Here is a 26,445-nt window from a genome sequence, read left to right as displayed (position 1 = left end):
GACCAGCCGGGGTGCGCCGCGTCGGGAATCGTCGGATCCGCCCCGGAACGGAACCGACGTTGGCAGAGTGGATTCCATGGTCGACGGGGGCGGACCGGCCGCCGCCGGGACGGGGACCCCTGGCCTGTTGCGCGGGCGGGTCCACGCGGGTGACGACGGGACCGCTGTCACCCGGGTGGAACTCTTCTTCGACCTGTTCTTCGTCTACGCCTTCCTCGAGGTGAGCCGCCTGATGGCGGCCGACTTCAGCCTGACCGGGCTCTACCAGGGGACCCTCCTGGTGCTGCTGCTGTGGCGGGCCTGGACCTCCTGCAGCTGGCTGGGGAACACGGTCCGGATGGACCAGGGGATCATGACCCCCGTCGTCTGCGGGCTCTGCGTGGTGGTCCTGTTGATGGCGGTCACCGTCCCGACGGCCTTCACCGACGAGCCGGGGCTGCTCACCGGGCCGTTGGTCATCGCTGTGGGCTTCATCCTGGTACGCGGCACCGCCCAACTGTTGTTCGGTGCGGTGATCCGCCGTACCGAGCGGGAACGGGTCTCCATCGGGCGGCTGTGGACGCCGCTGGTCTGCGCGAGCCTGTTCCTGCTGGCCGGTGCGCTGGTGCCGCCGCGCCTGCCGGAGGGCGTGGACCCCGACCTGGTCCGGCTGGTGTTGGTCACGGCGGCGGTGACGAGCGACTTCGGCACCCTCCGGGCGATCAACGGGCGCTCCCGGCGGATCCACTCGGTCCGGCACTGGACGGACCGGCACGCCCTGATCATCCTCGTCGCCCTCGGCGAGACGATCATCTCCGTCGGCACCAGCCTGGGGTTCGAGGGGACCGCCCGGATCACCGTCCCGGTGATCGCCGCGTCGATGCTCGGCATGGTGGTCGTGGCGATCCTCTGGTGGTCGTACTTCGACGTGGCCAAGCCGGTGGCCGAACGCGCCCTGCACGACGCCGGCCCGGTCGAGCAGACCCTCACCGGCCGGGACGCCTACAGTCTGTGGCACCTTCCGATGATCAGCGGGTTGATCCTGCTCGCGATGGGTCTCAAACAGTCGGTACGGACCACCGCCGCCGAGGACGTCCACCCGTGGCGGGGCATCGGGGCACTGGTCCTGTTCGGCGGTGTGCTGCTGTACCTGGTCGGACTCGTCGGGTTCCAACGGCGGGTGCTCAGAATCTGGGGACGGGGGCCGCTGCTCGGGGCCGCCGCCACCCTGCTGGTCCTGCCCCTGGCCGCGCTGACTCCACCGTTGGGCTCGTTGGCCCTGCTCACCCTGACGATGACGGTGATGGTGGTCGCGGACCAGACGGTGTTCCGACAGCGGCACCGTGTACTGCACGAGCTCGCCGACGAGAGCCTCGCCGGGGAGGCCGGGGCCACCCCGAAGGAACTCTTCGTCGACCTGGTGTTCGTGTTCGTCTTCATCCAGGTCGTCGTCCTGATGGGCCGGGAGGGGACCTGGCACGGGATGTTCCGGGCGCTGCTGGTCCTCGGCCTGGTCTGGTGGGCGTGGTGCACGTACTCCTCGGTGACCAACAGCGTCCGCTCCGAGGCGAGCTTCCTGCGGATCACGCTGCTCACGATCCTCGGCATCGCCCTGGTCCTGGGGATCGCCCTGCCGCAGACCTTCACCACGATCCCGGGCGGGCTGCCCGGGTCGGTCGTCGTGGCGGTCTGCTACGTCGCCATCCGGCTGCTCCTGGTGGCCCTGCTGTGCTGGCGAGGGGGCATCGACCCACGGGTGTTCCGCCGTACGGTCGTCACGATGATCGTCGCCGGGGCGCTGCTGGGCGGGGCCGCCGTGGTGGGCGACCGGCCCGACACCGCCGCGACCGCCACGATCGTCACCGCCCTGTGGGCCGGTGCCCTGGCCACCGAGATGGTGGGCAACTACCAACCCGGGCCGGTGTCGTGGCAGATGAACTCGATCGAGCACTGGACCGAACGGTTCGAGCTGATCATGCTCATCGCCTTCGGCCAGGTGATCGTCGCCATCGGTCTCTCCGTCGACTGGCAGGAGTTGTCGGCGGGGGTCCTGGCCGCCGTCGCCCTGAGTGCGCTCGGGCTCGCCGCGCTCTGGTGGGCGTACTTCGACACAGACGTGATCGTGACCCAACGGAGCATGCGCCGCAGGAAGGGGGGCGACCGCGCCGCCCTGGCCCGCGACGCGTACGTCTACCTGCACTTCCCGATGGTCTGTGGGCTCCTGGTGTACGCCTTCGGTCTGCGCACCAACCTGATGGTCCTCAGCAGCGACCCGTACGACTCGACCCTGCTGGGTCACGTCGCCCTCTACGGCGGGGTGGCGATCTTCCTGGTGGCCAACCAGCTCTTCTGGTGGCGCAGCTGCCGACAGGTCAGCCGGTACCGGGTGGGCTGGGTGGTGACGGTGCTGGGGTTGGCGTTGGTGACCTATCCGCTGCCGGAACTGGTGGACCTGGCCCTGCTGAGCCTCACCGGGTTGCTGTTCACCGTCGTGGAGACGTTCACCGGGCGGGAGCGGCGGCGCCTGCGGGCCCGCCCGACGACCGCCGCCGGGTGAGCACCGGGCGCGTCGTCACAGGCCGCCCTGCACCCCGATCATCGTCCCGACCAGGTAGGTGGCCGCAGCGGCCGCCGCGCCGAGCAGCAGCTGCCGCAGCCCGCTGAGCAGCCAGGACCGGCCGGTGAACCGGGCGACGACCGCCCCCGCGACGAACAGCCCGACACCGCCGACGGCGAGGGCCAGCCACAGGCTGGTGAACCCCAGCAGGTAGGGCAGCAACGGCAGCAGCGCCCCGACGGAGAAGAACAGGAACGACGAGATCGCCGCCGTCCAGGGGCTGGGCTGGTCGTCCGGGTCGACTCCCAGCTCCTCCCGGACGTGCACCCGGAGGGCCTCCTCGGGGCGGCGGGCGAGCGTCTCGGCGACCTCCATGGCGAGGTTCCTCGGCAGCCCCCGGCCCACCCACACCTCGGCCAGTTCGCGGGCCTCCGCCTGCGGGTGCCGCTCCAGCTCGCGCCGTTCCTTCGCCACCTCGGCGGCGACCTGCTCGTTGGCCGACCTGACGCTCGTGTACTCGCCCAGCGCCATCGAGATGGCCCCGGCGACCAGACCGGCGGTGCCGGTGAGGACGATGCTGTTCGCGGAGACGCCACCGCCGCCCACCCCGGCGATCAGCGCGATGTTGGTGACCAGACCGTCCATCGCACCGAACACGGCCGGTCGGAGCCGGCCACCCGAGACGTCCGCGTGGTGCCCCTCCCGCAGCGCGGCAGGCTGGTCCGTCACGGGAGGGTGAGGATCTCGTGGCCGCTGTCGGTCACGACGATGGTGTGCTCGAACTGGGCGGTCCACCGGCGGTCCTTGGTGACCACCGTCCAGCCGTCGTCCCACATGTCGTGCTGGTAGGTGCCGAGGGTGATCATCGGCTCGATGGTGAAGGTCATCCCCGGTTCCATCACCTCGGTGGGACGGGGGCTGTCGTAGTGCGGCACGTACAGACCACTGTGGAAGGCCTCCCCGATGCCGTGACCGGTGAAGTCGCGGACCACCCCGTAGCCGAACCGCTTGGCGTACGACTCGATGACCCGGCCGACGACGTTGATCTGCCGCCCCGGGGCGACCGCCTTGATGCCCCGCATCATCGCCTCGTGGGTGCGCTCGACCAGGAGCCGGGCCTCCTCGCTCACCTCACCGACGCAGAAGGTCGCGTCGGTGTCCCCGTGCACCCCGTCGATGTACGCGGTGACGTCGACGTTGACGATGTCGCCGTCGACGAGCACGGTGGAGTCCGGGATGCCGTGGCAGATCACCTCGTTGATGCTGGTGCAGCAGGACTTCGGGTAGCCCTTGTAGCCCAGCGTCGACGGATAGGCGCCGTTGTCGCAGAGGAACTCGTGCACCACCCGGTCGATCTCGTCGGTGGTGACCCCGGGCTTGCAGTGCGTACCGGCGAGCTGGGTGGCCTGGGCGGCGAGCCTCCCGGCGACCCGCATCCGCTCGATCGTCTCCGGGGTCTGGACGTGCGAACCGCGGTACTCCCGGGGGCTCTTGCGACCCACGTACTCGGGGCGGACGATGTGGGCGGGTACCGCTCGCCACGGGGAGAGCGTGCCAGGGGTCAGCGGCGCACGGACGTTCATGCCGCAAGCCTATCCCCGCCGACCGGGTGACCCGCGTCACCGCCCGGCGGGGCCGGATCCTTGCCGCGTCCACTCCGCTGTGTCAGGGTGTGAGCGTGGATCAAGGGAGATCGACACCCGTCTTCTCCGCCACCGCCGGCATCGACGACGGCCATCTCCGCGTGGTGGTGACGGGCGAGCTCGACATGGCCACCGCCGACACGATGTTGCAGACCGCGCTGCGGGAACCGGCCCGTCGGATCACCCTCGACCTGCGGGCGGTGACCTTCTTCGACTCGGCGGCGATCCACGCGGTGCTCCACCTCGGACGGCGGTTCCCGGGGGCGCTCACCGTCCACCCGTCCCGTCAGGTGGCCCGGGTGCTGGAGATCTCCGGGCTCGGCGACCAGGACTGGCTCCGCCCGGTCTGACCCGCCAGACCTGATCGGAGACCGGCGACGCCGGGGGCCGCCGCGCCGGACCGGTCAGGGCTGGAGCCGACGGCGCAGGGTCAGCTCCGTACCGCCCTCGGTGTGCCGGACCGACAGGTCACCGAGCGCCTCGATCAGGGACAGCCCCCGGCCCCGGAACCCGGAACCCGTCGACTCCCGCCACCGCCCGGTGTCGCGGACGGTCGCCACCACCGTCCGGTCGACGACCGTCACCTCGACGTAGATCATCGCCTCCCGGGGCTCGACCGGGTGTTCGATGGCGTTCGCGGCGGCCTCGGAGATCGCCACGGTCAGGTCGAACAGGTCGGTCTCGCTCACCGCGTGCCCGCTGAGGAAGTCCTCCAGCCGCTTGCGGAGCACACTGAGCCGGGTCGGGTCGGCCGGCAGCCGCAGGGTGAACCTGTCGACGTCGGTCGCCTCCAGGGCGAGCACCGCCACGTCGTCACGGCGACGGCGGGTCCCCACCCGGTCGACGACCCGGTCGACCAGATCGGCGACGTGCTCGGCGTCCCCGGCCACCTCCGCCCGCAGCTGCGCCAACGCGGCGTCGATGCCGATCTCCCGGTCCTCGATCAGCCCGTCGGTGAACAGCAGCAGCCGGGCACCGGAGGGCAGCTCCCCCTCGGCGGTCCGGTACTGCGTCCCGGGGATCGCCCCCACCGGAGGACCGAGCGCCCGATCGTGCAGGAACACCACGTCGTCTCCTCGGATCAACAGCGGTGACGGATGCCCGGCGCTGGCGTACCGCAGGCGGCCGGTGCGGGAACAGAACCACAGACAGACCACCGTCGCGAACGACCGGTGTTCGGCGGAGCCCACCAACCGGTTCAACCGGGTCAGCGCCTCCCCCGGGTCGAAACCCTCCAGCAGGTACGCCCGCAGCGCGTTGCGCAGCTGCCCCATGGCGGCGGCAGCGCGTACGCCCTTGCCGACCACGTCCCCGATGACCAGCACCGACGAGTCGTCGTCCAGGCCGATCACGTCGTACCAGTCGCCTCCCACCTCGACGTCGGCGGTGCCGGCCAGGTAACGGCCGGCGATCACCGCACCGGGCAGCTTCGGCAGCGACCGGGGCAGCAGACTGTGCTGGAGGGTGGTGGCGATGTGGTGCTCCGCCTCGTACAGCTGGGCGTTCTCCAGGCGCACCCCGATCAGCCGGGCCAGCTCCGTCAGGGTCGCCCGTTCGGTGTCGGTCCGCTCGCCGTCGCGGTGCCACACCCGCAGTTCACCCAGCGGCTCGTCGGTGGTGCCGGTGAGCGGCACGACGGTGGGGGGTCCGGTGCCGGTGGCCCCGCTGTCCGCCTCGTACCGGACCTCGTCGGCGGTGATGGTGACCCGGGCGGCCTCGGCGAGGGTGAGCGCGTGTCCGGCGGCGACCTGGAGCACGTCGTTGGTGGAGCGGGCGGTGTTCACCGCGACCGCCGCGTCGGCCAGCCCCCGGAGCCGACGGATGATCTGGCCGCGCAGCTGCCCCAGCTCCACGTTGGCCCGGACCCGGGCGATCAGTTCCTGCCCGGAGAAGGGCTTGGTCAGGTAGTCGTCCGCGCCGACCGAGAGCCCGGCGACGGCGTCGGCGGGCCCGGCCCGGGCGGAGAGCAGGACGATCGGCACGTGCCGGGTACGGGGATCGGCCCGCAACGTGGTGACCAGCCCGAACCCGTCCAGCCGGGGCATCATCACGTCGGTGAGCACCAGGTCGAAGGGGGTGTCGACGGCGAGCGCCAGCGCCTCCACCCCGTCGGCCACGGCGACCACCTCCCAGGAGGGGTGCAGCAGTCGGGTGACGTGGTCACGCAGGTCGGCGTTGTCGTCGACGAGCAGGATCCGGCCCCCGGGGCGGGGCGACACCGCCGGGGTCCCCGTCGCCGAACGGGCCTGTGGGTCGACTGTCGACCCCGGGGCGGGGCGGTCCCCGAGGCCCGCCCAGAGCGGGATCTCGGCCATCCAGAGCCGCGCCTGCTCGGGCTCGTCGGGCAGGGGCGACGCGGTCTCGACGACCCGGTCCGGGGGGAGGTGGGCGGTGCCGAAGGGCACCGTGACGGTGAAGGTGCTCCCCTCGTCGGGTCGGCTCCGCACCTCGACCCGCCCGCCGTGCATCTCGACGAGCTCCTTGACCAGGGCGAGCCCGATCCCGGTCCCCTCGTGGGTACGGGCCCGCGCCCCGGACACCCGGTGGAAACGGTCGAAGACGTGGGGCAACTCGTCGGGGGCGATCCCCACACCGGTGTCGGTGACGCGGAGGTGGACCATGCCGTCGCCGTCGCCGATCCGGACCCGGATCTCGCCGTCGAAGGTGAACTTCACAGCGTTCGACAGCAGGTTGAACACGACCTTCTCCCACATCTCCCGGTCCACGTGGACCAGCGCGGGCAATCGGCCGTACTCCACCACCAGCCGCAGTCCGGCGCGTTCCACAGCCGAACGGAACGTGCTGACCAGCCGGGTGGTGTAGTCGGCCAGATCGGTCGGCTGGTAGTGGGCGGTGCGGCGGCCGGACTCCAGCCGGGAGAAGTCGAGGACCGTGTTCACCAGCTTGAGCAGCCGTAGCGCGTTGCGGTGCAGGACGGTCAGCCGCTCGGTGTGGGCCCGGTCGAGGGTGGTGTCGGCGAGCATCTCCTCCACCGGGCCGAGCACCAGGGTCAACGGGGTCCGGAACTCGTGGCTGACGTTGGCGAAGAAGTTGGTCTTGGCACGGTCCAGCGCGGCCAGCTCCGCGGCGCGGACGCGTTCCTGCTCGTACGCCAGCTGTCGGCTCACCGCGCCGGAGATCTGTGCGGCCACCAGGTCGAGGAAGGCGCGGTACTCGTCCCCGAAGGCCACCCGGCGGGACACCCCGACCACCAGGGCGCCGACCGGCTCGTCGGTCACCGTGACCGGCAGGATCAGCGCCTGCTCCACGACGTCCGGCCCCGGGCTCTCGACCAGGTCGGCGACGGGCACCGTCACCGGGGCCGGACCGGCGGCGGCGACCAGCTGCGCCGGATCGGCCCGCAGGCCCGCCGCGTCCACCCCCCACACCCCGGCGACCGCCGGTCGGTCGCCGTCGGGCAGGCACAACAACCCGAGGGGTACGTCCGTCCGGTGCCGGTCGAGCACGTCGGCCACGATCGTCCCCAGGTCGTTGGCCCCACCGGCCGCGCCGGCCAGTCCCGTGCCCAGTTCGGCGAGGACGCGCAGCCGACGCTCCCCCACCACCCGGGCGGTGGTCTCGTTGACCAGGCACAGCACCCCGCCCACCGCGCCGTCGTCGTCCACGGCGCGCAGCGGGTCGTAGGTGATGTCGAAGTGGACGTCCTCCAGGAACCCGTGCCGGTCGAGCACGAAGGGGTGGTCCCGGGCCTGGTACGACTCCCCGGTGCGGCGTACCCGTTCCAGGAGCGGGGCGAGGACGTGCCACGTCTCGGACCAGTGTTCCCGGGCCGGACGGCCGATCGCCGCCGGGTGCTTGTCGCCGATGGTGGGCAGGTACGCGTCGTTGTAGAAGGCGAGATGGTCGTCGCCCCAGAAGATCACGATGGGGGCGGCGGAGGAGAGCATGAGGCTGACCGCGTGGCTGAGTGCGGTGGGCCACCCGCCGGGCGGGCCGAGATCGGTACGGGTCCAGTCGTGCCCGCCGAGCCGACGACCCATCTCGCCCCCGCCGACGACGGCGGCGGCGAGCCACGGCGGCAGTACGGGCCGCTGCTGCCCGTTCTCGCCCCCCTGGGCCGAGCCCATGCGACCTCCCCGCTCCGGCCGATTCCGCGACACGACGTACCGCCGGCCGTGCCGGACCCTGTACCCAGGCGGACCAGCGACGTAACGCGATCGACACGGCGAACGCTGATCACCGCACACCCTGCCGTCGACGCGGGGCGCGGGCGGCTACAGCGGGGTGACGTACGCCCCGGTGATCCCGCCGTCGACGACGAACTGCGCCGCCGTCATGAACGACGCGTCGTCGCTGGCCAGGAAGGCCACCGCGGCGGCGATCTCCTCCGGCCGCCCGAACCGACCCATCGGGACGTGCACCAGGCGGCGGGCGGCCCGGTCCGGGTCGGCGGCGAACAGTTCGGTGAGCAACGGCGTGGCGATCGGCCCGGGGCAGAGCGCGTTGACCCGGATGCCCTCCCGGGCGAACTGCACACCCAACTCCCGGGTCAGCGCCAGGACCCCGCCCTTGCTCGCCGTGTACGCGATCTGCGAGGTGGCCGCCCCCATCAGGGCGACGAACGAGGCGGTGTTGATGATCGAGCCACTCCCCTGCCGCCGCATGTGCGGCAGGACGTACCGGCAGCACAGGTAGACGCTGGTGGTGTTCACCCGCAGCACCCGTTCCCAGGCCTCCAGGCCGGTGTCGAGGATCGAGTCGTCCTCCGGCGGGGAGATGCCGGCGTTGTTGAACGCCACGTCGATGCGGCCGTACCGCTGCGCCACCCCGTCGAAGAGGTCCCGGACCGCCGTCTCGTCGGAGACGTCGGCCGCGACGAACTCCCCGCCGACCTCCTCGGCGGCCCGCCGACCCGCCTCGGCGTCGACGTCCACACAGACCACCCGGGCGCCCTCGGCGGCGAACCGACGGACGGTGGCCAACCCGATCCCGCTGGCCGCGCCGGTGACCACCGCCACCCGATCCTGCAAACGACAGTGCACCGGTCCTCCGCTCACTCGTCGGTCATCCCCGTCGGCCTGTCGTGTCAGTCGTCGGTGGCGACGAAGACGTTCTTGACGTCGGTGAACGCGTGCAACGCGTCCGGGCCGAGTTCCCGGCCCAGTCCGGACCGTTTCATCCCACCGAACGGGGTCCAGTAGCGCACCGAGGAGTGCGAGTTGACGCTCAGGTTCCCGGCCTCCACCGCCCGGGCCACCCGCAGCGCCCGGCCGACGTCCCGGGTCCAGATCGAGCCGGAGAGGCCGTACTCGGTGCCGTTGGCGAGCCGGATCGCCTCCGCCTCGTCGTCGAAGGGGAGGACCGACACCACCGGGCCGAAGATCTCCTCCCGCCAGTGTCGGTCGGCGGGCGAGTCGGCGAGCAGGACCGTCGGGGCGTACCAGAATCCGGGGCCGTCGGGGCGGGAGCCGGTGAAGGCGATCCGGGCACCGTCGACGTACCCGGCGACCCGGTCCCGCTGACCGGCGGAGATCAACGGCCCCATCTCGGCGCTCTCCCGGGCCGGGTCCTCCACCCGCAGGGCGCGTACCGCAGGCTCCAGGAGTTCCAGGAACCGGTCGTACACGGACCGCTGGACCAGGATCCGGGACCGGGCACAGCAGTCCTGGCCCGCGTTGTCGAAGACGGCGTACGGCGCTGTCGCCGCCGCCTTCTCCAGGTCCGCGTCGGCGAAGATGACGTTGGCGCTCTTGCCGCCCAACTCCAGGGTGAGGCGTTTCACCCCGGCGGCGGCACCGGCCATGATCCGGGTGCCGACCTCGGTGGACCCGGTGAAGCAGATCTTGCGGACCGCCGGGTGGGTGACGAACCGCTCGCCCACCACGTCGCCCCGGCCGGGCAGGACTGTGAACACGTCCTGCGGGAGCCCGGCCTCCCGGCCCAGTTCGGCCAGGCGCAGCGCGGTCAGCGGCGTCAGCTCCGCCGGTTTGCAGACGACCGTGTTCCCGGCCGCCAGGGCGGGGGCGAACCCCCAGGCCGCCACGGGCATCGGGAAGTTCCACGGCACAATCACCCCGACCACGCCGAGCGGCTCGTGGAAGGTGACGTCCAGTCCGCCCGCCACCGGGATCTGCCGACCTGTCAACCGCTGCGGAGCACCGGCGTAGTAGTCGAGGACGTCGCGGACGTTGCCCGCCTCCCAGCGGGCGTTGCCGACGGTGTGCCCGGCGGTACGGACCTCCACCTGGGCCAACTCCTCCAGGTGCGCGTCGACCACAGCGGCGAACCGACGCAGCAGCCGTGCCCGGTCGGCCGGGTCCACCGCCCGCCACGACTCGCTCGCGGCCGCCGCCCGCCCGATCGCCGCGTCGGCCTGGGCCACAGTGGTCTCCGGCACCAGGTCGACGACCTCACCGGTCGCCGGGTTGCGGACCCGGGTCACCCCACCCTCGTCACCGCCCGGTCCGCAACGACCGGATACGGAACCGCCCGGACCGGAACGACCGGATGCGGAGCCGCCCGGTTCAGAGTCGCTCGAAGCCACGGGCCAGCTCCCAGTCGGTGACGGCGGCGTCGAAGGCGGTCAGTTCCACGGCGGCCTGGTTGGCGTAGTGGGCCACCACGTCGGCGCCGAAGGCGTCCCGGGCCACCGCCGAGGACTCCCACGCCGTCGCCGCCTCCCGCAACGTGGCGGGCACCCGGTCGGCTGTCGAGTCGTCGTACGCGTTGCCTGCGCACTCGTCGGGCAGCTCCAGCTCCTGCTCGATCCCGTGCAGCGCACCGGCGATCAACCCCGCTATCGCCAGGTACGGGTTGACGTCGGCCCCGGGCACCCGGTTCTCCACCCGCAGGCCCTGCCCGTGTCCGACCACCCGCAGTGCGCAGGTGCGGTTGTCGACGCCCCACCGCAGGACGGTCGGGGCGAACGAACCCGGCTGGTACCGCTTGTAGGAGTTGACGTTGGGGGCGGAGAAGAGGCTCAACTCCCGCATGGTGGCGAGCAGCCCGGCCAGGACCCGCTGCCCGGTGACGCCGAGGTGGGCCGGTCCGTCGCCGAGCATCGCCGAGGCACCAGACTCGTCGCGCAGGGAGAAGTGGATGTGGCAGGAGTTGCCCTCCCGGGCGTTCGGCTTCGCCATGAAGGTGAGCGACCTGCCCTCCTGGGCGGCGATCTCCTTCGCCCCGTTCTTGTAGACCACGTGGTGGTCGGCGCAGGTGAGCGCGGCGTCGTAGCGGAACGCGATCTCGTACTGGCCGAGGTTGCACTCGCCCTTGGCGCTCTCCGGGGTCAGTCCGGCACCGGCCATCTCGTTGCGGATGCGGCGCAGCAGGGGCTCCACCCCGGCGGTGTCGAGCAGGGTGTAGTCGACGTTGTGCCCGGTGGCCGGGGTCAGGTCGCGGTAGCCGCGCCGCCGGGCCTGCTCGTACGAGTCGTCGAAGAGGACGAACTCCAGCTCGGTCCCGGCGTACGCGCTCAGCCCGTGCTCGGCGAGCCTGTCGAGCTGGCGGCGCAGGATCTGTCGGGGTGAGGCGGGCACCGGACCGCCCCCGCCCGGCCACTCGACGTCGGCCAGGACCAGGGCGGTGCCCGGCTGCCACGGGATCCGGCGCAGGGTGTCCAGGTCGGGACGCATCGCCAGGTCGCCGTAGCCCCGCTCCCAGCTCGACATCGCGTACCCGTCCACGGTGTTCATGTCGACGTCCACAGCGAGCAGGTAGTCGCAGCCCTCACTGCCGTGCTCGACCACCTGGTCGAGGAAGAACGGGGCGTGGAAGCGTTTCCCCTGCAACCGGCCCTGCATGTCGACCATGGCCAACACCACCGTGTCGACCTCGCCGGTGCTCACTGCGGCGCGCAGCTCCTCCACCGTGAACGCACTCAACCCGGCACCCCCACCTGTTCGCCCGTCCGCCTCATGCTAGGCACCGACCCCACCCGCCGCACGCCCACGCGATCGACACCCGGTGTCCCGGGCGGGTCAGGCGGGCGGGGTGCCCCGGAGCCGGGCGCTGATCCCGTCGGCGGGGACCGGCGGGCCGAGCAACCGACCCTGACCGGTGTCGCAGCGCAGCGCCCGGAGCCGTTCGACCTGTTCGACGGTCTCCACCGCCTCGGCGGTGACCCGCAGCTCCAGGGCGTGGGCCAACCGGACCAGCGCGTCCACGATCCGCTCGTCGCGGTGCCCGTTGGTCGGGTCGTCGGCCCGGATGCCCTCCACGAACGGCGCGGCGAGCTTGAGGGCGTGGATCGGCAGCCGACGCAGGTACGCCAGGCTGGAGTAGCCGGTCCCGAAGTCGTCGATCGCCAGCCGTACGCCCAGCCCGGCGAGGCGGTGCAGCGCCCGCAGCGGCTCCCCGGGGCCGCCCGTCGCGGCGCTCTCGGTGAGTTCCAGTTGCAGCAGTTCGGCGGGGAGTCCGGTCCGGCGCAGGGTCTCCGCGACGACGTCCACCAGCGACGGGTCGTCGACCTGTCGGGCGGCCACGTTGACGCTCACCACCAGCCGGGCGTCGGGGAACTCCCGCCGCCACCGCTCGGCGTCCCGGCACGCCTGGCCGAGGACCCACTCGCCGAGCCGGACGATCAGGCCGCTCTCCTCGGCGAGCCCGATGAACCGGTCCGGCCCGACCAGTCCCAGCTCGGGGTGGACCCACCGGACCAGCGCCTCGACGGCGGACATCGTGCCGTCGACGAGCGACACGATCGGCTGGTAGTGGACCACGAACTCGCCCCGGTCCAGGGCCGCCGGGAGCCCGGCGCTGAGCGCCGACCGGGCCTGGTCACGGGCGCTGCGCTCCGGGTCGAACACCGCCCACCGGCCCCGCCCCTCCCCCTTGGCCCAGTAGAGGGTGGTGTCGGCGGCCTTCATCAGCTCGGCGGCGCTGGTCTGCCCCACGGGGGAGTCCACCACACCGATGCTGGCCGAGACGGTGAGCTGGTGGTCACCCACGTCGACCGGGGCCGCCACGGCGGCCAGGACCTTCTCGGCGACCGCCACCACCTCGTCGAGACCGGCACCGCCGTCGACGAGGATGACGAACTCGTCCCCGCCCATCCGGGCCACCAGGTGCCCCAGCCCGGAGACGCAGTCGGCGAGCCGGTCGGCGATCACCCCCAGCAGCAGGTCGCCGTGGTGGTGACCGAGGCGGTCGTTGACCGCCTTGAACCCGTCGAGGTCGAGGAAGCAGACACCGATCCGCTGCTGCGGGTCGGCGGCGGCGAACAACGCGTTCAGCCGGTGGAAGAACAGGGTCCGGTTCGGCAGGCCGGTGAGCGGGTCGTGCTCGGCCTGGAACCGGAGCCGCTGCTGGAGCGCGTGCCGCTCGGTGATGTCCTGGACCATCGCGACCGTGAACCGGGGGCGGCCGTCTGCGTGCCGGACCAGGGAGACCGCGAGGTCGGTCCAGACGGCGGTGCCGTCCTTGCGGAAGTAGCGCTTCTCCACCCGGGCGCAGTCCCGCCTGCCCTCGACCAGCTCCTGGTACAACTCCCACATCCCGGCGGCGTCGTCGGGATGGGTCAGCTCGGCCACGTTGAACTCGCGCAGTTCGTCGGGGGTGTACCCGAGCAGGTCGGCGAAGGCCTGGTTGACCTCGACGATCCGGCCGTCGACACCGGCCACACCGACGCCGATCGCCGCTCCGACGAACACCGCCCGGAACCGGGCCTCGCTGTCGCGCAGCGCCCGCTCGATCTGGTCCCGGGCCTGCCAGGCGGAGCGGGCGATCCGTTCCTGCTGGGCGAAGGTCCGGTCGCGCAGCGCCCGCGCGAACCCGGCGGCGAACGCCGCCTGCAACGCCGCGACCCGGGCCGGGGTGTCCGGGTGGTCGACCCGTCCGGGCACGACCCGGGCACAGAACGACACACCGAGGGTACGCACCGACCAGTCGAGCATCTGCGGTTCGGTCAGGTGGGCCTCCACCAGGGCACGACCCACGTCCTGCGCGGGCCGGGCGGTGAAGTCGGAGGCGAGCAGCGCCTGCGCCAACCGGACCGTGTGGACGAGCAACAGCCGCTCGGCCTCCACCGGGTCCAGCGGCACGAAGCCGAGGCGACGCAGGTGACGCGCCCACTCGGCGGCGTACTCCTGGGCACCTGTCAGGTCGGCGGTCTCCCCGCCGGTGGTCGGCTCGGCACCCATCGCGGGGTCAGCCGCCGGGGTGGTCGTACCGGGCGACCCCGCCGAACGCACCGAACCGCTCCGGTCGCTCGTCCGGGTCGGGCGGAAGGTCCGGCCGCCACAGGGGCATGTGCACCGCCCCGGGTTCCAGGATCGTCCAGTCACCGAAGAACCCGGTGATCTCCGCCCGGGAGCGCAGGGTGATCTCGGTGTCGGTACGCGCGGAGAGCCGCTGCGCGTCGAGCATCTCCGGTGGCTGGTCCTCGAAGGTGGAGTGTGAGACCACCAGGAAGCTGCCCGGTGCGACGGCGGCCCGGAGGGTGGCGAGCAGGTCTGCGGGGCGGTCCGCGTCGGGGACGAAGTGGACCACCCCGGCGAGGAGGACACCCACCGGACGGGTGAGGTCGATCAGCCCCGACTCCCGGGCCCCGGCCAGGATCCGGTCGGGTTCCCGCAGGTCAGCGTGGAGAACCGCGGTCAACTCGTTGCCGGCGAGCAGCTCCCTGCTGTGGGACACGGCGACCGGGTCGATGTCGACGTAGACGATCCGGGCCGACGGGTCGGCGGCCTGGGCCACCTCGTGGACGTTGCCGACGGTCGGGATCCCGGAGCCGATGTCGAGGAACTGGTCCACACCGGAGTCGAGGAGCGTACGCACCGCCCGGCGGAGGAACTCCCGTCCGGCCCGCATGGTGGCGGCGAGGTTCGGGGTCATGGCCGCTATCTGCGCGGCGAGCCGCCTGTCGACCTCGAAGTTGTGCGCCCCGCCGAGGAAGTAGTCGTACACCCGGGCTGCGCTGGGCCGGCTCAGGTCGATCCCGGCCGCCCGCCCCTCCTGTTCGTCCATCTCCCCGCCCCAGTCCCTTCCGCGTCCACTCGGGTCGGTGCCGGACACCGACCCGCCGACAGCCGACGGAAGCTCGCGTCTCGTGTGGTGGGAACACTCTAAGCCGCTGACCGGCGACTTAGCGAGACGACCGGACAGGTGGTGGATCGTGTCGGATCGATGACCGTCCCGGGTGGGCCGCCCGGGACGGTCCCGCCGGGTCAGTCGACCGACTCCAGCAGCAGGGAGATGCCCTGTCCCACCCCGACGCACATGGTCGCCAGCGCCCGCCGACCGCCCCGGCGGCGCAGCTCCGTCGCGGCGGTCAACGCCAACCGGGCGCCGCTGGCCCCGAGCGGGTGTCCCAGGGCGATCGCCCCACCGTTGGGGTTGACGTGTTCGGCGTCCTCCGGCAGGCCGAGCTGCCGCAGGACCGCCACCGCCTGGGCGGCGAATGCCTCGTTCAGCTCGACCACGTCGACCTCGGCGAGGGAGACGCCGTGCCGGTCCAGGAGCCTGCCGGTGGCCGGCACCGGACCCAACCCCATCACCCGGGGCGGCACCCCCGCAGCGGCCGCCCCGGTGATCCGGGCCAGCGGGGTCAGCCCGTACCGGGCCACCGCCGCCTCACCGGCCACCAGGAGGGCGACGGCCCCGTCGTTGACCCCCGAGGAGTTGCCGGCGGTGACGGTGCCGTCGGCCCGGAACGGGGTGGGCAGGGCGGCCAGCTTCTCCATCGAGGTCTGCCGGGGATGCTCGTCGACGTCGACGAGCCGGGTCTCCCGCCGCCCCGCCGGTACGCGGACCGGCACGATCTCCTCGGCGAACCGGCCGTCGGCCTGCGCCCGGGCCGCCCGCACCTGCGACCGGTACGCGAAGGCGTCCTGGTCGGCGCGTCCGACCCCGTGCTCGGCGGCGACGTTCTCCGCCGTCTCCGGCATCGAGTCGGTCCCCCACCCCTGCTCCATCAGCGGGTTGACCAGCCGCCAGCCGATGGTGGTGTCGTACATCTCGGCCGATCGGGAGAACGCCGCCGTCGCCTTCGGTACCACGAACGGTGCCCGGCTCATGCTCTCCACCCCACCGGCGACGAGGAGGTCGGCCTCCCCGGCGACGACCTGTCTGGCGGCGACGGCGAGGGCGTCGAGACCCGACCCGCAGAGCCGGTTGACAGTGGTGCCGGAGACCTGTTCGGGTAGCCCGCCGAGGAGCGCCGCCATCCGGGCCACGTTCCGGTTGTCCTCGCCGGCCTGGTTGGCGCAGCCGAGGACGACGTCGTCGACCCGGTCCCAGTCCACCGTCGGGTGCCGGGTCACCAGTTCCCGGATCACGTGCGCGGCGAGGTCGTCGGGGCGGACCCCGGCCAGCGCGCCGCCGTACCGGCCGAAGGGGGTGCGGACACCGGCCACCAGGTAGGCCACAGTCATCGGGGGTCCCTCACAGGTGGGAAGGGGCAGGGGCGTTCACTGTCGACAGGATCACCGTCGACACCGGCGCCAGGATATCCACCACGGATCGGATAGGTTGTCGCCCATGGTGCCGCCCGCCTCCCGGGCCCGGACGTCACGGGAGGTGACGGCTCGGGTCGCCGCCGCCGTGGCCGCCGTCGGCACCGTGGGGGGCGTGGTCGCGATCGTCGTCGCGGTGGTCGCCGGTCCCGGTCCGGGTCTGACCGGGTACGTCAGCGAGTCCGGCATCCCCGGGAGTCCGTACGCCCCGATCTTCGGTTCCGGGATGTTCGCGCTGGCCACGGCGCTGCTCCTGCTCGCCGTCGCCCTGCCCTCGGCGCTGCGTACGGCCGCCGGGCTCCTCTCCGTCGCCGCCCTCTGCACGGCGCTGTCCGCTGCGGTGACCTGTAGCGACGGATGTCCGCTTCCCCCGTTCGAGGAGCCGACGGTGGCGGACCTGGTGCACGGTGGGGCGGCGGTGGCGGCGGCGGCCTTCGTGGTGTTCGCGATGGCGGCGGTGGCCGTCTGCCCCGACGCCGCACCCCGGCTGCGTCGGCTGGCGGCGGGAGCCTTCGTGGCGGCGCTCCCGATGGCCGGGGCGGTGGCCCTGGCGATGCTGGTCGTCGGGCGGAGCACCCTGGTCGGGGTCCTGGAACGGGTGTTCATCGCGCTGGCCGCCGGGTGGGTCCTGGCCACTGCGGTGACCCGGGCCGCCACCCGGCACACCCCGCCGCGCCGGGGTCACCCCGCGAGGTGACCCCAGCGCGGCTCCAGCTCCGCCCAGGTCCCCTGGGCCACCGCCGTCCCGGCCTGCAACACGAGCACCCGGTCGGCCCGGACCAGCGCGGCCCGTTTCGACGTCGACCCGACCACTGTCACCCCGTGGCCGCGCAGGGCCTCCCAGAGCGCCAGCTCGGTGGTGACGTCCAGCGCGGAGGAGACGTCGTCGGCGATCAACAACTCGGTACGCGGTGCCAACGCCCGCGCCAACGCCAGCCGTTGCAGCTGTCCCCCGGAGAGCCGGGTGCCCTTGTGGCCGATCACCAGGCCGAGCCCGCCACCGGCGGCCAGGTCGTGGTCGAGCTGGGCGGTGGTGACCGCCCCGGTGGCGTCCACCCCGTGGTCGAGGGCGATGTTGTCGGCCACCGTCCCGGAGAGCACCCGGGGCAGTTGACCGACGTATCCGACCTGGTTGGGCCGGAGGAACACCTCCGGCTCGGTGACCGGTTCCCCGTTCCAGGTCAGGGTCCCGGTGTGGTGCACGATCCCGGCGAGGGCGCGCAGCATCGACGACTTGCCCGCCCCCACCGGCCCCACGACCAGGACCAGCTCACCCCGTTCGACAGCCAGGTCGACGTCGCGGACGGCCACCGTGCCGTCCTCGTGGACAGCGCCGAACCCGGTCAGCTCCAGCCGACGCAGGGGGCTCCGCGGAGCCGGTTCGGGTGCCGGGGCGGTCCCGGCCACCAGGTCCAGCCCGGGAACCTCCGTCGAGTACGCCCCGACCCCCGTCATCGCCACCGTCCGCCGCGTCCACACCCGCGCCGAGGGGTACTTGGAGACCAGTGAGGCGGTGGTCCAGGCGAACCACCGGGCCGCCCCGAGGGTGGAGACCGCGACCAGGGTGGCCCCGGCGGAGAGCCCACCGCCGAGGTAGAGCGCCCACGCGCCGATCGGCAGGAGTCCGCTGACCATCGCCGGGGTCGACGCCGACCACACCTGCAGGGAGATCTCCCGACGTTGCCGGGCGCTGCGGACGACGTCCAGGTCGGCGAGGTGACCGAGCACCGGTCGGGTCGCCCCGGCCAGCTTCACCGTCCGGGCCGAGGAGAGGGCGGAGACCAGGGCGGTGGCGAACGCGGCCCGCGCCGTCACCGTCGCCCGCGCGCACCGTTCCAGCATCGGCCCGAACCCGGTGGCGACCGCCCCCGAGACGAGCATGGTGCCGAGGAAGAACATCGCCGGTACGACACTGCCGGTCACCGCCGTCATCCCCACCAGCATCACCACGGCGATGCCCTGGTCGAGGAGGTTGTCGGTCATCTGCACCACCCGGTCGGTGTCCCCGCCCTGCGCCACCACCTCGGCCGGGGTGTGGGCGCTGACCCGACGCGGGCCGGTCTGCCCGTGCACCAGCCGGGCGTTGATCCGCAGGATCTGCCGGACCCACCACTGCGGGAACCACAGGTTGGTGAAGTACGGCAACGGCGCGGTGACCAGCAGGGCGGCCACGATCCCGAGGGCCGGCAGCCAGGGTTCGGCGGTGCCGTCGACCACGTCGGCCCAGAGCCAGGGCAGCACCACCCCGTCCAGGCCCAGCAGCGTCATCACCGCGAACAGGACGATGGAGACCAGGCCGTACCGGGGGTCGTTGCGGCTGAGCCGCAGGATCTCCCGCATGGTCCGGGCGGGCGGCGACCCGGGCAGCGGCGGCGGGGTCCCCTTCGGCACCGGTTCCGCCCGCTGCGGGGCCACCGCCGCCAGGTCCGGCCGCTCCGGGGCCACCACCTGATCCGGCCGCTGGGGGGCCACCACCACCGGGTCCGTGCCCTCCGGCCGGGGCTCGGGCACCACCGGTGCCGTCCCACCCCGACCGCCTCCGACCTGGGCGCCCGCCCCGGCGAGGGCGAGGCTGTCGCTGGTGGCGAGCAGCTCGGCGAAGCGCCGCGACTCGGCCATCGGCCCGGCCTCGACCACCGCACCGTCGGCCAACAGCACCACCTCGTCGCAGCGCCGGACCGAGGAGAGCCGGTGGGCGATCACGATCCCGATCCGGTCGGCGAGCAGCCGTTCGGTGGCCCGCTGCACCCGGGCCTCGGTCACCGGGTCCAGTCGGGCGGTCGCCTCGTCCAGGATCACCACGTGCGGATCACGGACCAGGATCCGGGCGAACGCGACGAGCTGCTCCTGCCCGGCGGACAGGACGTGACCGCCCTCCCCGAGCCGGGTCCGCACCCCGTCAGGCAGTTCGGCGACCCACGGGTCGAGGCCCAGTTCGTGCAGTGCCCGTTCGGCGGCGTCGAGCAGGTCCCTGTCGAACAGGGCCACGTTCTCGGCGAGGGTGCCGGCGAGGATCTCGGTCCGCTGCGGCACCACCGCCACGAACCGGCGCAACTGCTCCACGTCGAGGTCGACAAGGTCCACGGAGCCGAGGAAGACAGTCCCGGCGGGCACCTCCACTGCCCGGGACAGCACCTTGGCCAGCGTGGACTTGCCGGACCCGGTCCGCCCGACGAGGGCGTACGACCGGCCCCGGGCGAAGGTCAGGTGCAGGTCGCGCAGGGCCGGTCCCCGTCCGGCGTCCTCCGACGGGTAGCGGTAGGTGAGCCCCCTGATGACCAGGTCACCGGGGACGGGAGGCAGGCCGCCCGTCGGCTCCTGCACGCCGGCGGCGAGCAGTTGGATCCGCGCCCACGCCCCGAGGGCCTGCTGCATCTGCGGCACCAGCCGGCTGGCGTGTTCGACCGTCGCGCCGTACCCGAGGGCGAGGAGCCAGACGGCGGTCAGCCGGGCACCGTCGATCCGGTCGGTGAACAGCGCCCACGACCCGCCGAGCACCACAGCGGCGATCCCGCCCCGCATCACCGCCCCGGCGATCGTGGTGACCTGACCGGTGAGCCGGAACACCCGGATCCCCCGTTCCAGGACCCGGGCGGCCCGCCCCGCGTACACCTTCAGCACGTACGGACGGGCCAGGCTGGTACGGACGTCGTCCTGACCGTGGACCGCCTCCTCGACCACTGCGGCCAGGTCGGACCAGGCCTCCTCCTCGGCCATCCGGGCCGGGGCGATCCGGGCGGTGGGCCGACGCAGCGCCCCCACCAGCACGGCGGTGACCACCAGCATCCCGATCCCGGCCGGCCACCAGACGACGAAGGCCACCACCGTGGAGAGCACCCCACCGGCGAGTGCCTGGGTCAGCCGTACGCCGGCACCCCGGACCTCGGCAGCGACCTGGTAGACGTCCCCGTCGATGCGGTCCAGCAGCTCCCCGACCGGGGTGTTCTCCAGGGTGGGCAGGTCCTGCCCCATCGCCACCCGGCAGAGGCGGCGTCGGACGTCGGCGGACCAGTCGGCGGTCAACCCGGCCATCACCAGCCCGACGACCAGGTCGGTCAGGACCAGGGCGACCAGGGCCGCCGCCAGCAGGGTGAACAACCCTCCGGAGCGGTGCACCAGGACCGGGCCGGCCAGGGCGGAGGCGGCGGCCTGACCTGCCGCGCCGAGCACGATGAGGACGACGACGACCGCCATCCGACGGGGGGAGGTGACCCACAGGTCACGGAGCAGGCGCATGCGGTTCCTCCGGGACAGGGGGGTGGCGATCCTCCCAGCCTTCCCGTCCGGGACGTCCCGCTCAACGCATTTTTCCACCCGTACCGGGGCGCAACGCTCGATCGGTCGCGTCAGAAGAGGACCGTGGCCAGGGTCCCGACCGGGCGGAACCCGCACCGCTGGTACACCCGGCGGGCCGGTTCGTTGAAGTCGTTGACGTAGAGACTGACCGTGGGGGCCACCCGCAGGAGGGCGTCGCGGACCACCGCCGCCATCGCCGCGGTGGCGATCCCCCGACCCCGCCACGACGGGGCCACCCAGACCCCCTGGATCTGGGCGGTCCGCCGGGTCACCACCGCCAGTTCGGCCTTGAACACCACCTGGCCGTCGACGAACCGGGCGTACGCCCGCCCGGCCCGGACCAGTTCGTTGACCCGACGGCGGTAGCTGCGCCCCCCGTCGTCGGTCAACGGGGAGACGCCCACCTCCTCGGTGTACATCGACACCGCCGCCGGAAAGAGCCTGTCGACCTCACCGGCGCGCACCGGGCGGACCTCCGGGTCGGGCACCACCCCGGGCAGGGCGTCGGCGACCAGGAGCGGCTGGTTGGCGCGGACGTCACGGGGTGGCCCCCAGGTCGTGGCGAGCCGGTCCCACAGGCTGAGGACGGCGTCGGCCCGCCCGACGATCGACGAACAGAGTCGCTCCTCCCCGGCGAGCAGGTCGGCGAAGGCGGCGACCGCCGCGTCGGAGGCGAGCACCGGGGTGAGGTTCCCGCCGAGCCAGCAGATGGCCTCCAGGTTGCGGCGGGCACCGTACCCCAGGACTCTGCCCTCGGCCCGCCACCACGCGAGCCCGCGGGCGGCGATCCGCTCGGCGACCTGCGCCCCGGCGAACGGGTCGAGGTCGAGCAGGCGCTCCACGGCGCGACGCTCCGACTCCCCCAGTTGGCGCACCGGAACCGTCAGCACGACCACCAGCCTGCCAGATGTTCCCGGTCCGCCGCCGCCCGACCGCAGGACGCGGGTGGCCGACCGGCGACCGGGGAAACGCCGCAGGCCGTGGTGTCCGGTTCGTCGGACGCCACGGCCTGCGGGATGAGTGACGGGTCAGTGGACGGTGACGGTGGCCCCGCCGGGGAGCAGGTCGCGCAGCTCCTCGGGCAGCTCCGCGCCCATCTCGTCGGCGATCCGCAGCGCCTCCTCGATGAGGGTCTCCACGATCTGCGCCTCCGGCACGGTCTTGACGACCTTGCCCTTGACGAAGATCTGACCCTTGCCGTTGCCGGAGGCGACGCCGAGGTCGGCCTCCCGGGCCTCACCCGGGCCGTTGACGACGCAGCCCATCACGGCGACCCGCAGCGGCACCGGCAGCCCCTCCAGACCGGCGGTGACCTCCTCGGCGAGCTTGTAGACGTCGACCTGGGCCCGCCCGCAGGACGGGCAGGAGACGATCTCCAGGCCGCGTTCGCGCAGCCCGAGGGACTCCAGGATCGCCGCCCCGACCTTGATCTCCTCGACCGGCGGGGCCGACAGGGAGACCCTGATCGTGTCGCCGATCCCCTCGGCCAGGAGCGCCCCGAAGGCGACCGCCGACTTGACGGTCCCCTGGAAGGCGGGGCCGGCCTCGGTGACCCCCAGGTGCAGGGGATAGTCGCAGGCCTCGGCGAGCTGACGGTACGCCCGGATCATCACCACCGGGTCGTTGTGCTTGACCGAGATCTTGATGTCCCGGAACCCGTGCTCCTCGAAGAGCGAGCACTCCCACAGGGCCGACTCGACGAGCGCCTCGGCGGTGGCCTTGCCGTACTTGGCGAGCAGCCGCTTGTCCAGGGACCCGGCGTTGACCCCGATCCGGATCGGGGTGCCCGCCGCCGAGGCCGCCGCCGCGATCTCGGCGACCTTGTCGTCGAACTGACGGATGTTGCCCGGGTTGACCCGGACCGCCGCGCACCCGGCGTCGATGGCCGCGAAGACGTACTTCGGCTGGAAGTGGATGTCGGCGATCACCGGGATCTGCGACTTGCGGGCGATCGCGGGCAGCGCCTCGACGTCGTCCTGGCTGGGCACCGCCACCCGGACGATCTGGCATCCGGCGGCGGTCAGCTCGGCGATCTGCTGGAGGGTGGCGTTGACGTCGGAGGTGAGGGTGGTGGTCATCGACTGCACCGAGACCGGGGCGCCACCGCCCACCGGAACGTCGCCGACCATGATCTGGCGGCTGGTGCGGCGCTTGGCCAGCGGCGGGGGCGGCACGGCGGGCATACCGAGACTGACAGCTGTCACTTTGGGGCACTCACCTTGAGAAGAGCGTGATGGGGTTGATGACGTCGGCGGTGATGGTCAGCAGGGTGAACGCACCACCGATGAGGATCACCCCGTACGTCAGGGGCATGAGTTTGAGGTAGTCGACCCGACCCGGGTCGGGCTTGCCGAACCGGGCGTAGATCCACGACCGGGCCCGTTCGAACCAGGCGATGGCGATGTGCCCGCCGTCCAGGGGCAGCAGCGGCAGCAGGTTGAACACGCCGATGAAGAAGTTCAGCGAGATGAAGAGCATGAAGAAGACGATCCAGGCGTTGTTCGCCACCGCCTCCCCGCCGAGTCGGCTCGCTCCCACCACGCTGATCGGGGTGTCGATGTCCCGCTCGCCGCCGGTGATCGCGCTCCACAGCGCCGGGACCTTCTCCGGCAGCCGCTTCATCGCCTCGTACGTGTTGACGGCCATGGTGCCGGTGAAGTCGGCGGTGGCCCCGAACGCGGCGAGCGGACCGTAGCTGACCCGGACCGGGGTGCTGGGGATCAGGCCCACGCCGAGGGCGGCGACCGGGGTGACGGTGCCGTTCGGGTCGTCCAGCGGGGGGCGCTGGGTCTGGGCGAGCACGGTGCTGGCGGTGGCCTCCTGGCCGTCGCGGACGTACCCGATCTGGGCGGTGCTGCCGGGGGCGACGGTCCGGATCGCGGCGAGCAGGTCGCCGTAGTCGTCGACCGGGATGCCGTTGAGCGAGGTGATCCGGTCGCCGTCGCGCAGTTGGGCGGTGGCGGCCGGGCTGGCCGGGTCCCCAGCCGCGCAGGCCCGGTTGGCGAACTCCGGCACCACACACTCGGCGAGCGCCACCACTGCGGGCTCGGCCCGGATCTGCTCCTCGGTGCTGGGGAACTGCGGGTTGGGCAGCCCGGCGGAGATCGCCATGATCCAGATGCCGATCAGGGCGAGGGCGAAGTGGGCGGCCGACCCGGCGGACATCACGATCGTCCGCTTCCAGACCGGGTAGCGCCACATCGCGCGCTTCTCGTCACCCGGCTCGACGTCGTCGTCCTGCGGGGTCATTCCGACGATCTTGCAGAAGCCGCCGAGGGGGATGCCCTTGAGGCCGTACTCGGTCTCGCCCCGGCGGAACGACCAGATGGTGGGGCCGAAGCCCACGAAATAACGGGTGACCTTCATCCCGAAGGCCTTGGCGGTCATCAGGTGACCGGCCTCGTGCAGGCTGACCGAGATGAGGATGGCCAGGGCGAAGAGCACCACCCCGAGCAGGTACGCCATCAAGCTCCTTCCACAGATGCCACGATGATCTCCTGCGCGCGGGCACGCGCCCACGACTCAGCGACGAGCACGTCCTCGACCGTACCTGGTTCGGCATAGTCGGGGGCCTCGTCCAGGACCCGTTCCAGGGTGTCGACGATGCCGAGGAACGGCAGCCGCCCGGCGACGAACGCGGCGACGCACTCCTCGTTCGCCGCGTTGTAGATCGCCGGTCGGCACCGCCCCGCCGTACCGGCCGCCTTGGCCAGTGCCACCGCCGGGAACGCGGTGTCGTCCAGGGGGGCGAACTCCCAGGTGTGGGCGGTGGTCCAGTCCACCGCGCCGGCGGCCCCGGGGACCCGGTCCGGCCAGCCCAGTCCCAGGGCGATGGGCAGCCCCATGTCCGGGGGGCTGGCCTGCGCGATCGTCGACCCGTCGACGAACTCCACCATCGAGTGGATCACCGACTGGGGGTGGACCGTCACCGTGATGTCGGCGTACGGCACGTCGAACAGCTCGTGCGCCTCGATCACCTCCAGCGCCTTGTTGACCATCGTCGCCGAGTTGATCGTCACGACCGGCCCCATGTTCCAGGTGGGGTGCGCCAACGCCTGCTCCGGGGTGACCTCGGTCAGCTCCTCGCGCCGCCGCCCCCGGAACGGCCCGCCGCTGGCGGTCACCACCAGTCGGCGTACCTCCGCCCGGGTCCCGGACCGCAGGCACTGCGCGAGCGCCGAGTGCTCGGAGTCGACGGGCACGATCTGCCCCGGCCGGGTCACCGCGGCCTTGACCAGCGGGCCGCCGGCCACCAGGGACTCCTTGTTGGCCAGGGCGAGGGTACGCCCGGCGCGCAGCGCCGCCAGCGTCGGCGGGAGCCCCAACGATCCGACGACCCCGTTGAGGACGACGTCGCACTGCCACTGCGCCAGCTCGGTCATCGCGTCCGGCCCGGCCACGATCTTCGGGAGCTTGAAGTCCCCGGTGGCCCACCCCCGACGTTGCGCCTCGGCGTAGAAGGCGAGTTGGAGGTCCTGCACGGCGGACGCCTTCGCCACCCCGACCGCCTCGACCCCCAACTCCAGGGCCTGGGCGGCGAGCAGCTCGACGTTTCCACCACCGGCACCCAACGCCACCACCCGGAACCGGTCCGGGTTGCTTCGCACGATGTCGATGGCCTGGGTACCGATCGAACCGGTGGATCCCAGCAGCACACAGTCGCGGGGGGTCGTCACCGGCTCATTCTGTCCCACCCTGTCTGAGCCCTCGCTGGGAGCCTCACCAACCCGCCCCGACCTGCCCCTGCGGTGCCCACCGATCCGTTGCTGGACGTTACTCCGGCTCGTCGTCGGTCGGTGGGGCCTCCTCGCCGAGCAGGTCGGCCGGGTCGACGGCGAACTCGAAGGGCTCCCGCATCACGAACGTCATCCCGGCTGCTGCGGCGGCCTGCGGCCGGTACTCCCCGTCGACCAACTCGTAGAGGGCGATCGTGGGAATCCGGTTACGAAGATCCACCCGGAGGAAGAAGGGAACACCGGCTGCGGCGTACTCCCGGGGACGATCGACGATGTCCTTACGCCGATTAACCGGGGACACCACCTCTCCGAGGAGGACCGCGTGCCGGATGTCCATGGTCGTCCGGCCACCCCCGGGCACCCGAAGAACGACGATGTCGGGAATGAAGAGGTCATCGCCCGAGACGACGTTGGCCTCCGCGTAGAGCCACAGCTTGGCCCGGCGGGCCGCCTGCTTCAACAGGTACGCGAGATCAAGCTCGGCGTCCTGGTGGTCGTATCCGGCGTGGGGTGTCACGATCACGCTTCCGCTCAGGACCTCAACCTTGGGGCCGTTGGTCTCCGGCAACAGGTCGAGGGCGAGCTGGGCGGTCCACGGCTCGTCGTGCCACCGGAGCACGTCGAACGACGCTCCGGCGGTTCGTCGGGCCTCGGTGCCCTGCGGCATCGGCTCCGGTGCGTACGCTGCCTGGGCCATCCGGGCTCACCCCCTCAGCGGGACATCCTGCACAGCCCACCCTAGCCACCGCAGCCCCCGACGCACGCCGTCGCACACACGGTCCGTCAACTTTCGATCCAATACTCTCGGCGACCCGATGGGC

At 72.5% G+C, this 26,445-nt stretch carries 18 protein-coding genes; 3 read left to right on the top strand and 15 right to left on the bottom strand.

Annotated elements, in window-relative coordinates; all coding sequences use genetic code 11:
* Positions 1-76 precede the first annotated feature (76 nt).
* Positions 77-2,536, top strand: a complete 2,460-nt coding sequence (locus tag WHN02_RS11175; RefSeq protein ID WP_434743259.1) for a low temperature requirement protein A — start codon at positions 77-79, stop codon at positions 2,534-2,536.
* 15 nt (positions 2,537-2,551) lie between these two features.
* Here the strand turns inward: WHN02_RS11175 and WHN02_RS11170 are convergent, their stop codons facing one another.
* The gene (locus WHN02_RS11170; RefSeq protein WP_434743258.1) at positions 2,552-3,265 is read right to left on the bottom strand and encodes a VIT1/CCC1 transporter family protein; all 714 of its coding nucleotides are present in this window, start codon (positions 3,263-3,265) and stop codon (positions 2,552-2,554) included.
* Positions 3,262-4,119: a type I methionyl aminopeptidase gene (map, locus tag WHN02_RS11165; RefSeq protein WP_434743257.1), complete on the bottom strand. Its 858-nt coding sequence runs from the start codon at positions 4,117-4,119 to the stop codon at positions 3,262-3,264. The genes WHN02_RS11170 and map overlap by 4 nt, the downstream gene beginning before the upstream one ends.
* A 95-nt stretch (positions 4,120-4,214) precedes the next feature.
* Here map and WHN02_RS11160 point away from each other — a divergent pair, with 95 nt between their 5' ends.
* Entirely contained in the window at positions 4,215-4,529 is a 315-nt protein-coding gene (locus WHN02_RS11160) for an STAS domain-containing protein (protein ID WP_434743256.1), read from the top strand.
* A 54-nt stretch (positions 4,530-4,583) separates the two neighbouring features.
* On the opposite strand, the gene WHN02_RS11155 is transcribed toward WHN02_RS11160, so the two are convergent.
* From WHN02_RS11155 to pcaF, 7 genes are all read right to left on the bottom strand, one after another.
* Entirely contained in the window at positions 4,584-8,267 is a 3,684-nt protein-coding gene (locus tag WHN02_RS11155; RefSeq protein ID WP_434743255.1) for a SpoIIE family protein phosphatase, read from the bottom strand.
* 147 nt (positions 8,268-8,414) lie between these two features.
* Positions 8,415-9,182 carry a 3-oxoacyl-ACP reductase gene (locus tag WHN02_RS11150; RefSeq protein ID WP_434743254.1) on the bottom strand — a complete coding sequence of 256 codons (768 nt, stop codon included), beginning with the start codon at positions 9,180-9,182 and terminating at the stop codon, positions 8,415-8,417.
* Positions 9,183-9,226: 44 nt separating this feature from the next.
* Entirely contained in the window at positions 9,227-10,582 is a 1,356-nt protein-coding gene (locus tag WHN02_RS11145) for an aldehyde dehydrogenase family protein (RefSeq protein WP_434743253.1), read from the bottom strand.
* An 82-nt stretch (positions 10,583-10,664) separates the two neighbouring features.
* Positions 10,665-11,951 carry a glutamine synthetase family protein gene (locus WHN02_RS11140; protein WP_434743911.1) on the bottom strand — a complete coding sequence of 429 codons (1,287 nt, stop codon included), beginning with the start codon at positions 11,949-11,951 and terminating at the stop codon, positions 10,665-10,667.
* 168 nt (positions 11,952-12,119) lie between these two features.
* Positions 12,120-14,279 carry a putative bifunctional diguanylate cyclase/phosphodiesterase gene (locus WHN02_RS11135; RefSeq protein WP_434743910.1) on the bottom strand — a complete coding sequence of 720 codons (2,160 nt, stop codon included), beginning with the start codon at positions 14,277-14,279 and terminating at the stop codon, positions 12,120-12,122.
* Positions 14,280-14,286: 7 nt separating this feature from the next.
* A complete protein-coding gene (locus WHN02_RS11130) occupies positions 14,287-15,105 on the bottom strand; it encodes an SAM-dependent methyltransferase (protein ID WP_434743252.1) in 819 nt (272 codons plus the stop codon).
* A gap of 200 nt (positions 15,106-15,305) precedes the next feature.
* Positions 15,306-16,511, bottom strand: coding sequence for a 3-oxoadipyl-CoA thiolase (gene pcaF / locus WHN02_RS11125; RefSeq protein WP_434743251.1), 1,206 nt, complete (start codon positions 16,509-16,511; stop codon positions 15,306-15,308).
* A gap of 106 nt (positions 16,512-16,617) precedes the next feature.
* Here pcaF and WHN02_RS11120 point away from each other — a divergent pair, with 106 nt between their 5' ends.
* Entirely contained in the window at positions 16,618-17,289 is a 672-nt protein-coding gene (locus WHN02_RS11120; protein ID WP_434743250.1) for a DUF998 domain-containing protein, read from the top strand.
* Here WHN02_RS11120 and WHN02_RS11115 read toward each other — a convergent pair.
* The 6 genes from WHN02_RS11115 to WHN02_RS11090 all read right to left on the bottom strand — a co-directional run bounded on the left by WHN02_RS11115 (position 17,274) and on the right by WHN02_RS11090 (position 26,321).
* A complete protein-coding gene (locus WHN02_RS11115) occupies positions 17,274-20,828 on the bottom strand; it encodes an ATP-binding cassette domain-containing protein (RefSeq protein ID WP_434743249.1) in 3,555 nt (1,184 codons plus the stop codon). The genes WHN02_RS11120 and WHN02_RS11115 overlap by 16 nt on opposite strands.
* A gap of 110 nt (positions 20,829-20,938) precedes the next feature.
* Positions 20,939-21,778 (bottom strand): GNAT family N-acetyltransferase, encoded by an 840-nt coding sequence (locus tag WHN02_RS11110; protein WP_350895480.1) that lies wholly within the window; start codon positions 21,776-21,778, stop codon positions 20,939-20,941.
* A gap of 138 nt (positions 21,779-21,916) precedes the next feature.
* Complete coding sequence (ispG, locus tag WHN02_RS11105; protein ID WP_350895479.1) at positions 21,917-23,092, bottom strand: flavodoxin-dependent (E)-4-hydroxy-3-methylbut-2-enyl-diphosphate synthase; 1,176 nt, start codon at positions 23,090-23,092, stop codon at positions 21,917-21,919.
* Positions 23,093-23,102: 10 nt separating this feature from the next.
* Positions 23,103-24,353 carry a M50 family metallopeptidase gene (locus WHN02_RS11100; protein WP_434743248.1) on the bottom strand — a complete coding sequence of 417 codons (1,251 nt, stop codon included), beginning with the start codon at positions 24,351-24,353 and terminating at the stop codon, positions 23,103-23,105.
* On the bottom strand, positions 24,353-25,564 hold the full coding sequence (gene dxr, locus WHN02_RS11095; protein ID WP_350895477.1) for a 1-deoxy-D-xylulose-5-phosphate reductoisomerase: 1,212 nt from the start codon (positions 25,562-25,564) through the stop codon (positions 24,353-24,355). Before dxr ends, WHN02_RS11100 begins: the two co-directional genes overlap by 1 nt.
* Before the next feature lie 97 nt (positions 25,565-25,661).
* Positions 25,662-26,321, bottom strand: coding sequence for a Uma2 family endonuclease (locus tag WHN02_RS11090; RefSeq protein ID WP_434743247.1), 660 nt, complete (start codon positions 26,319-26,321; stop codon positions 25,662-25,664).
* Positions 26,322-26,445 lie beyond the last annotated feature (124 nt).

The sequence above is a fragment of the Micromonospora sp. SH-82 genome, assembly GCF_051132485.1.
In the GTDB taxonomy this organism is placed as follows: Bacteria; Actinomycetota; Actinomycetes; order Mycobacteriales; family Micromonosporaceae; genus Micromonospora.
Note: the sequence above shows the minus strand (reverse complement) of the source record. Positions and strands in the feature narration are given on the sequence as shown.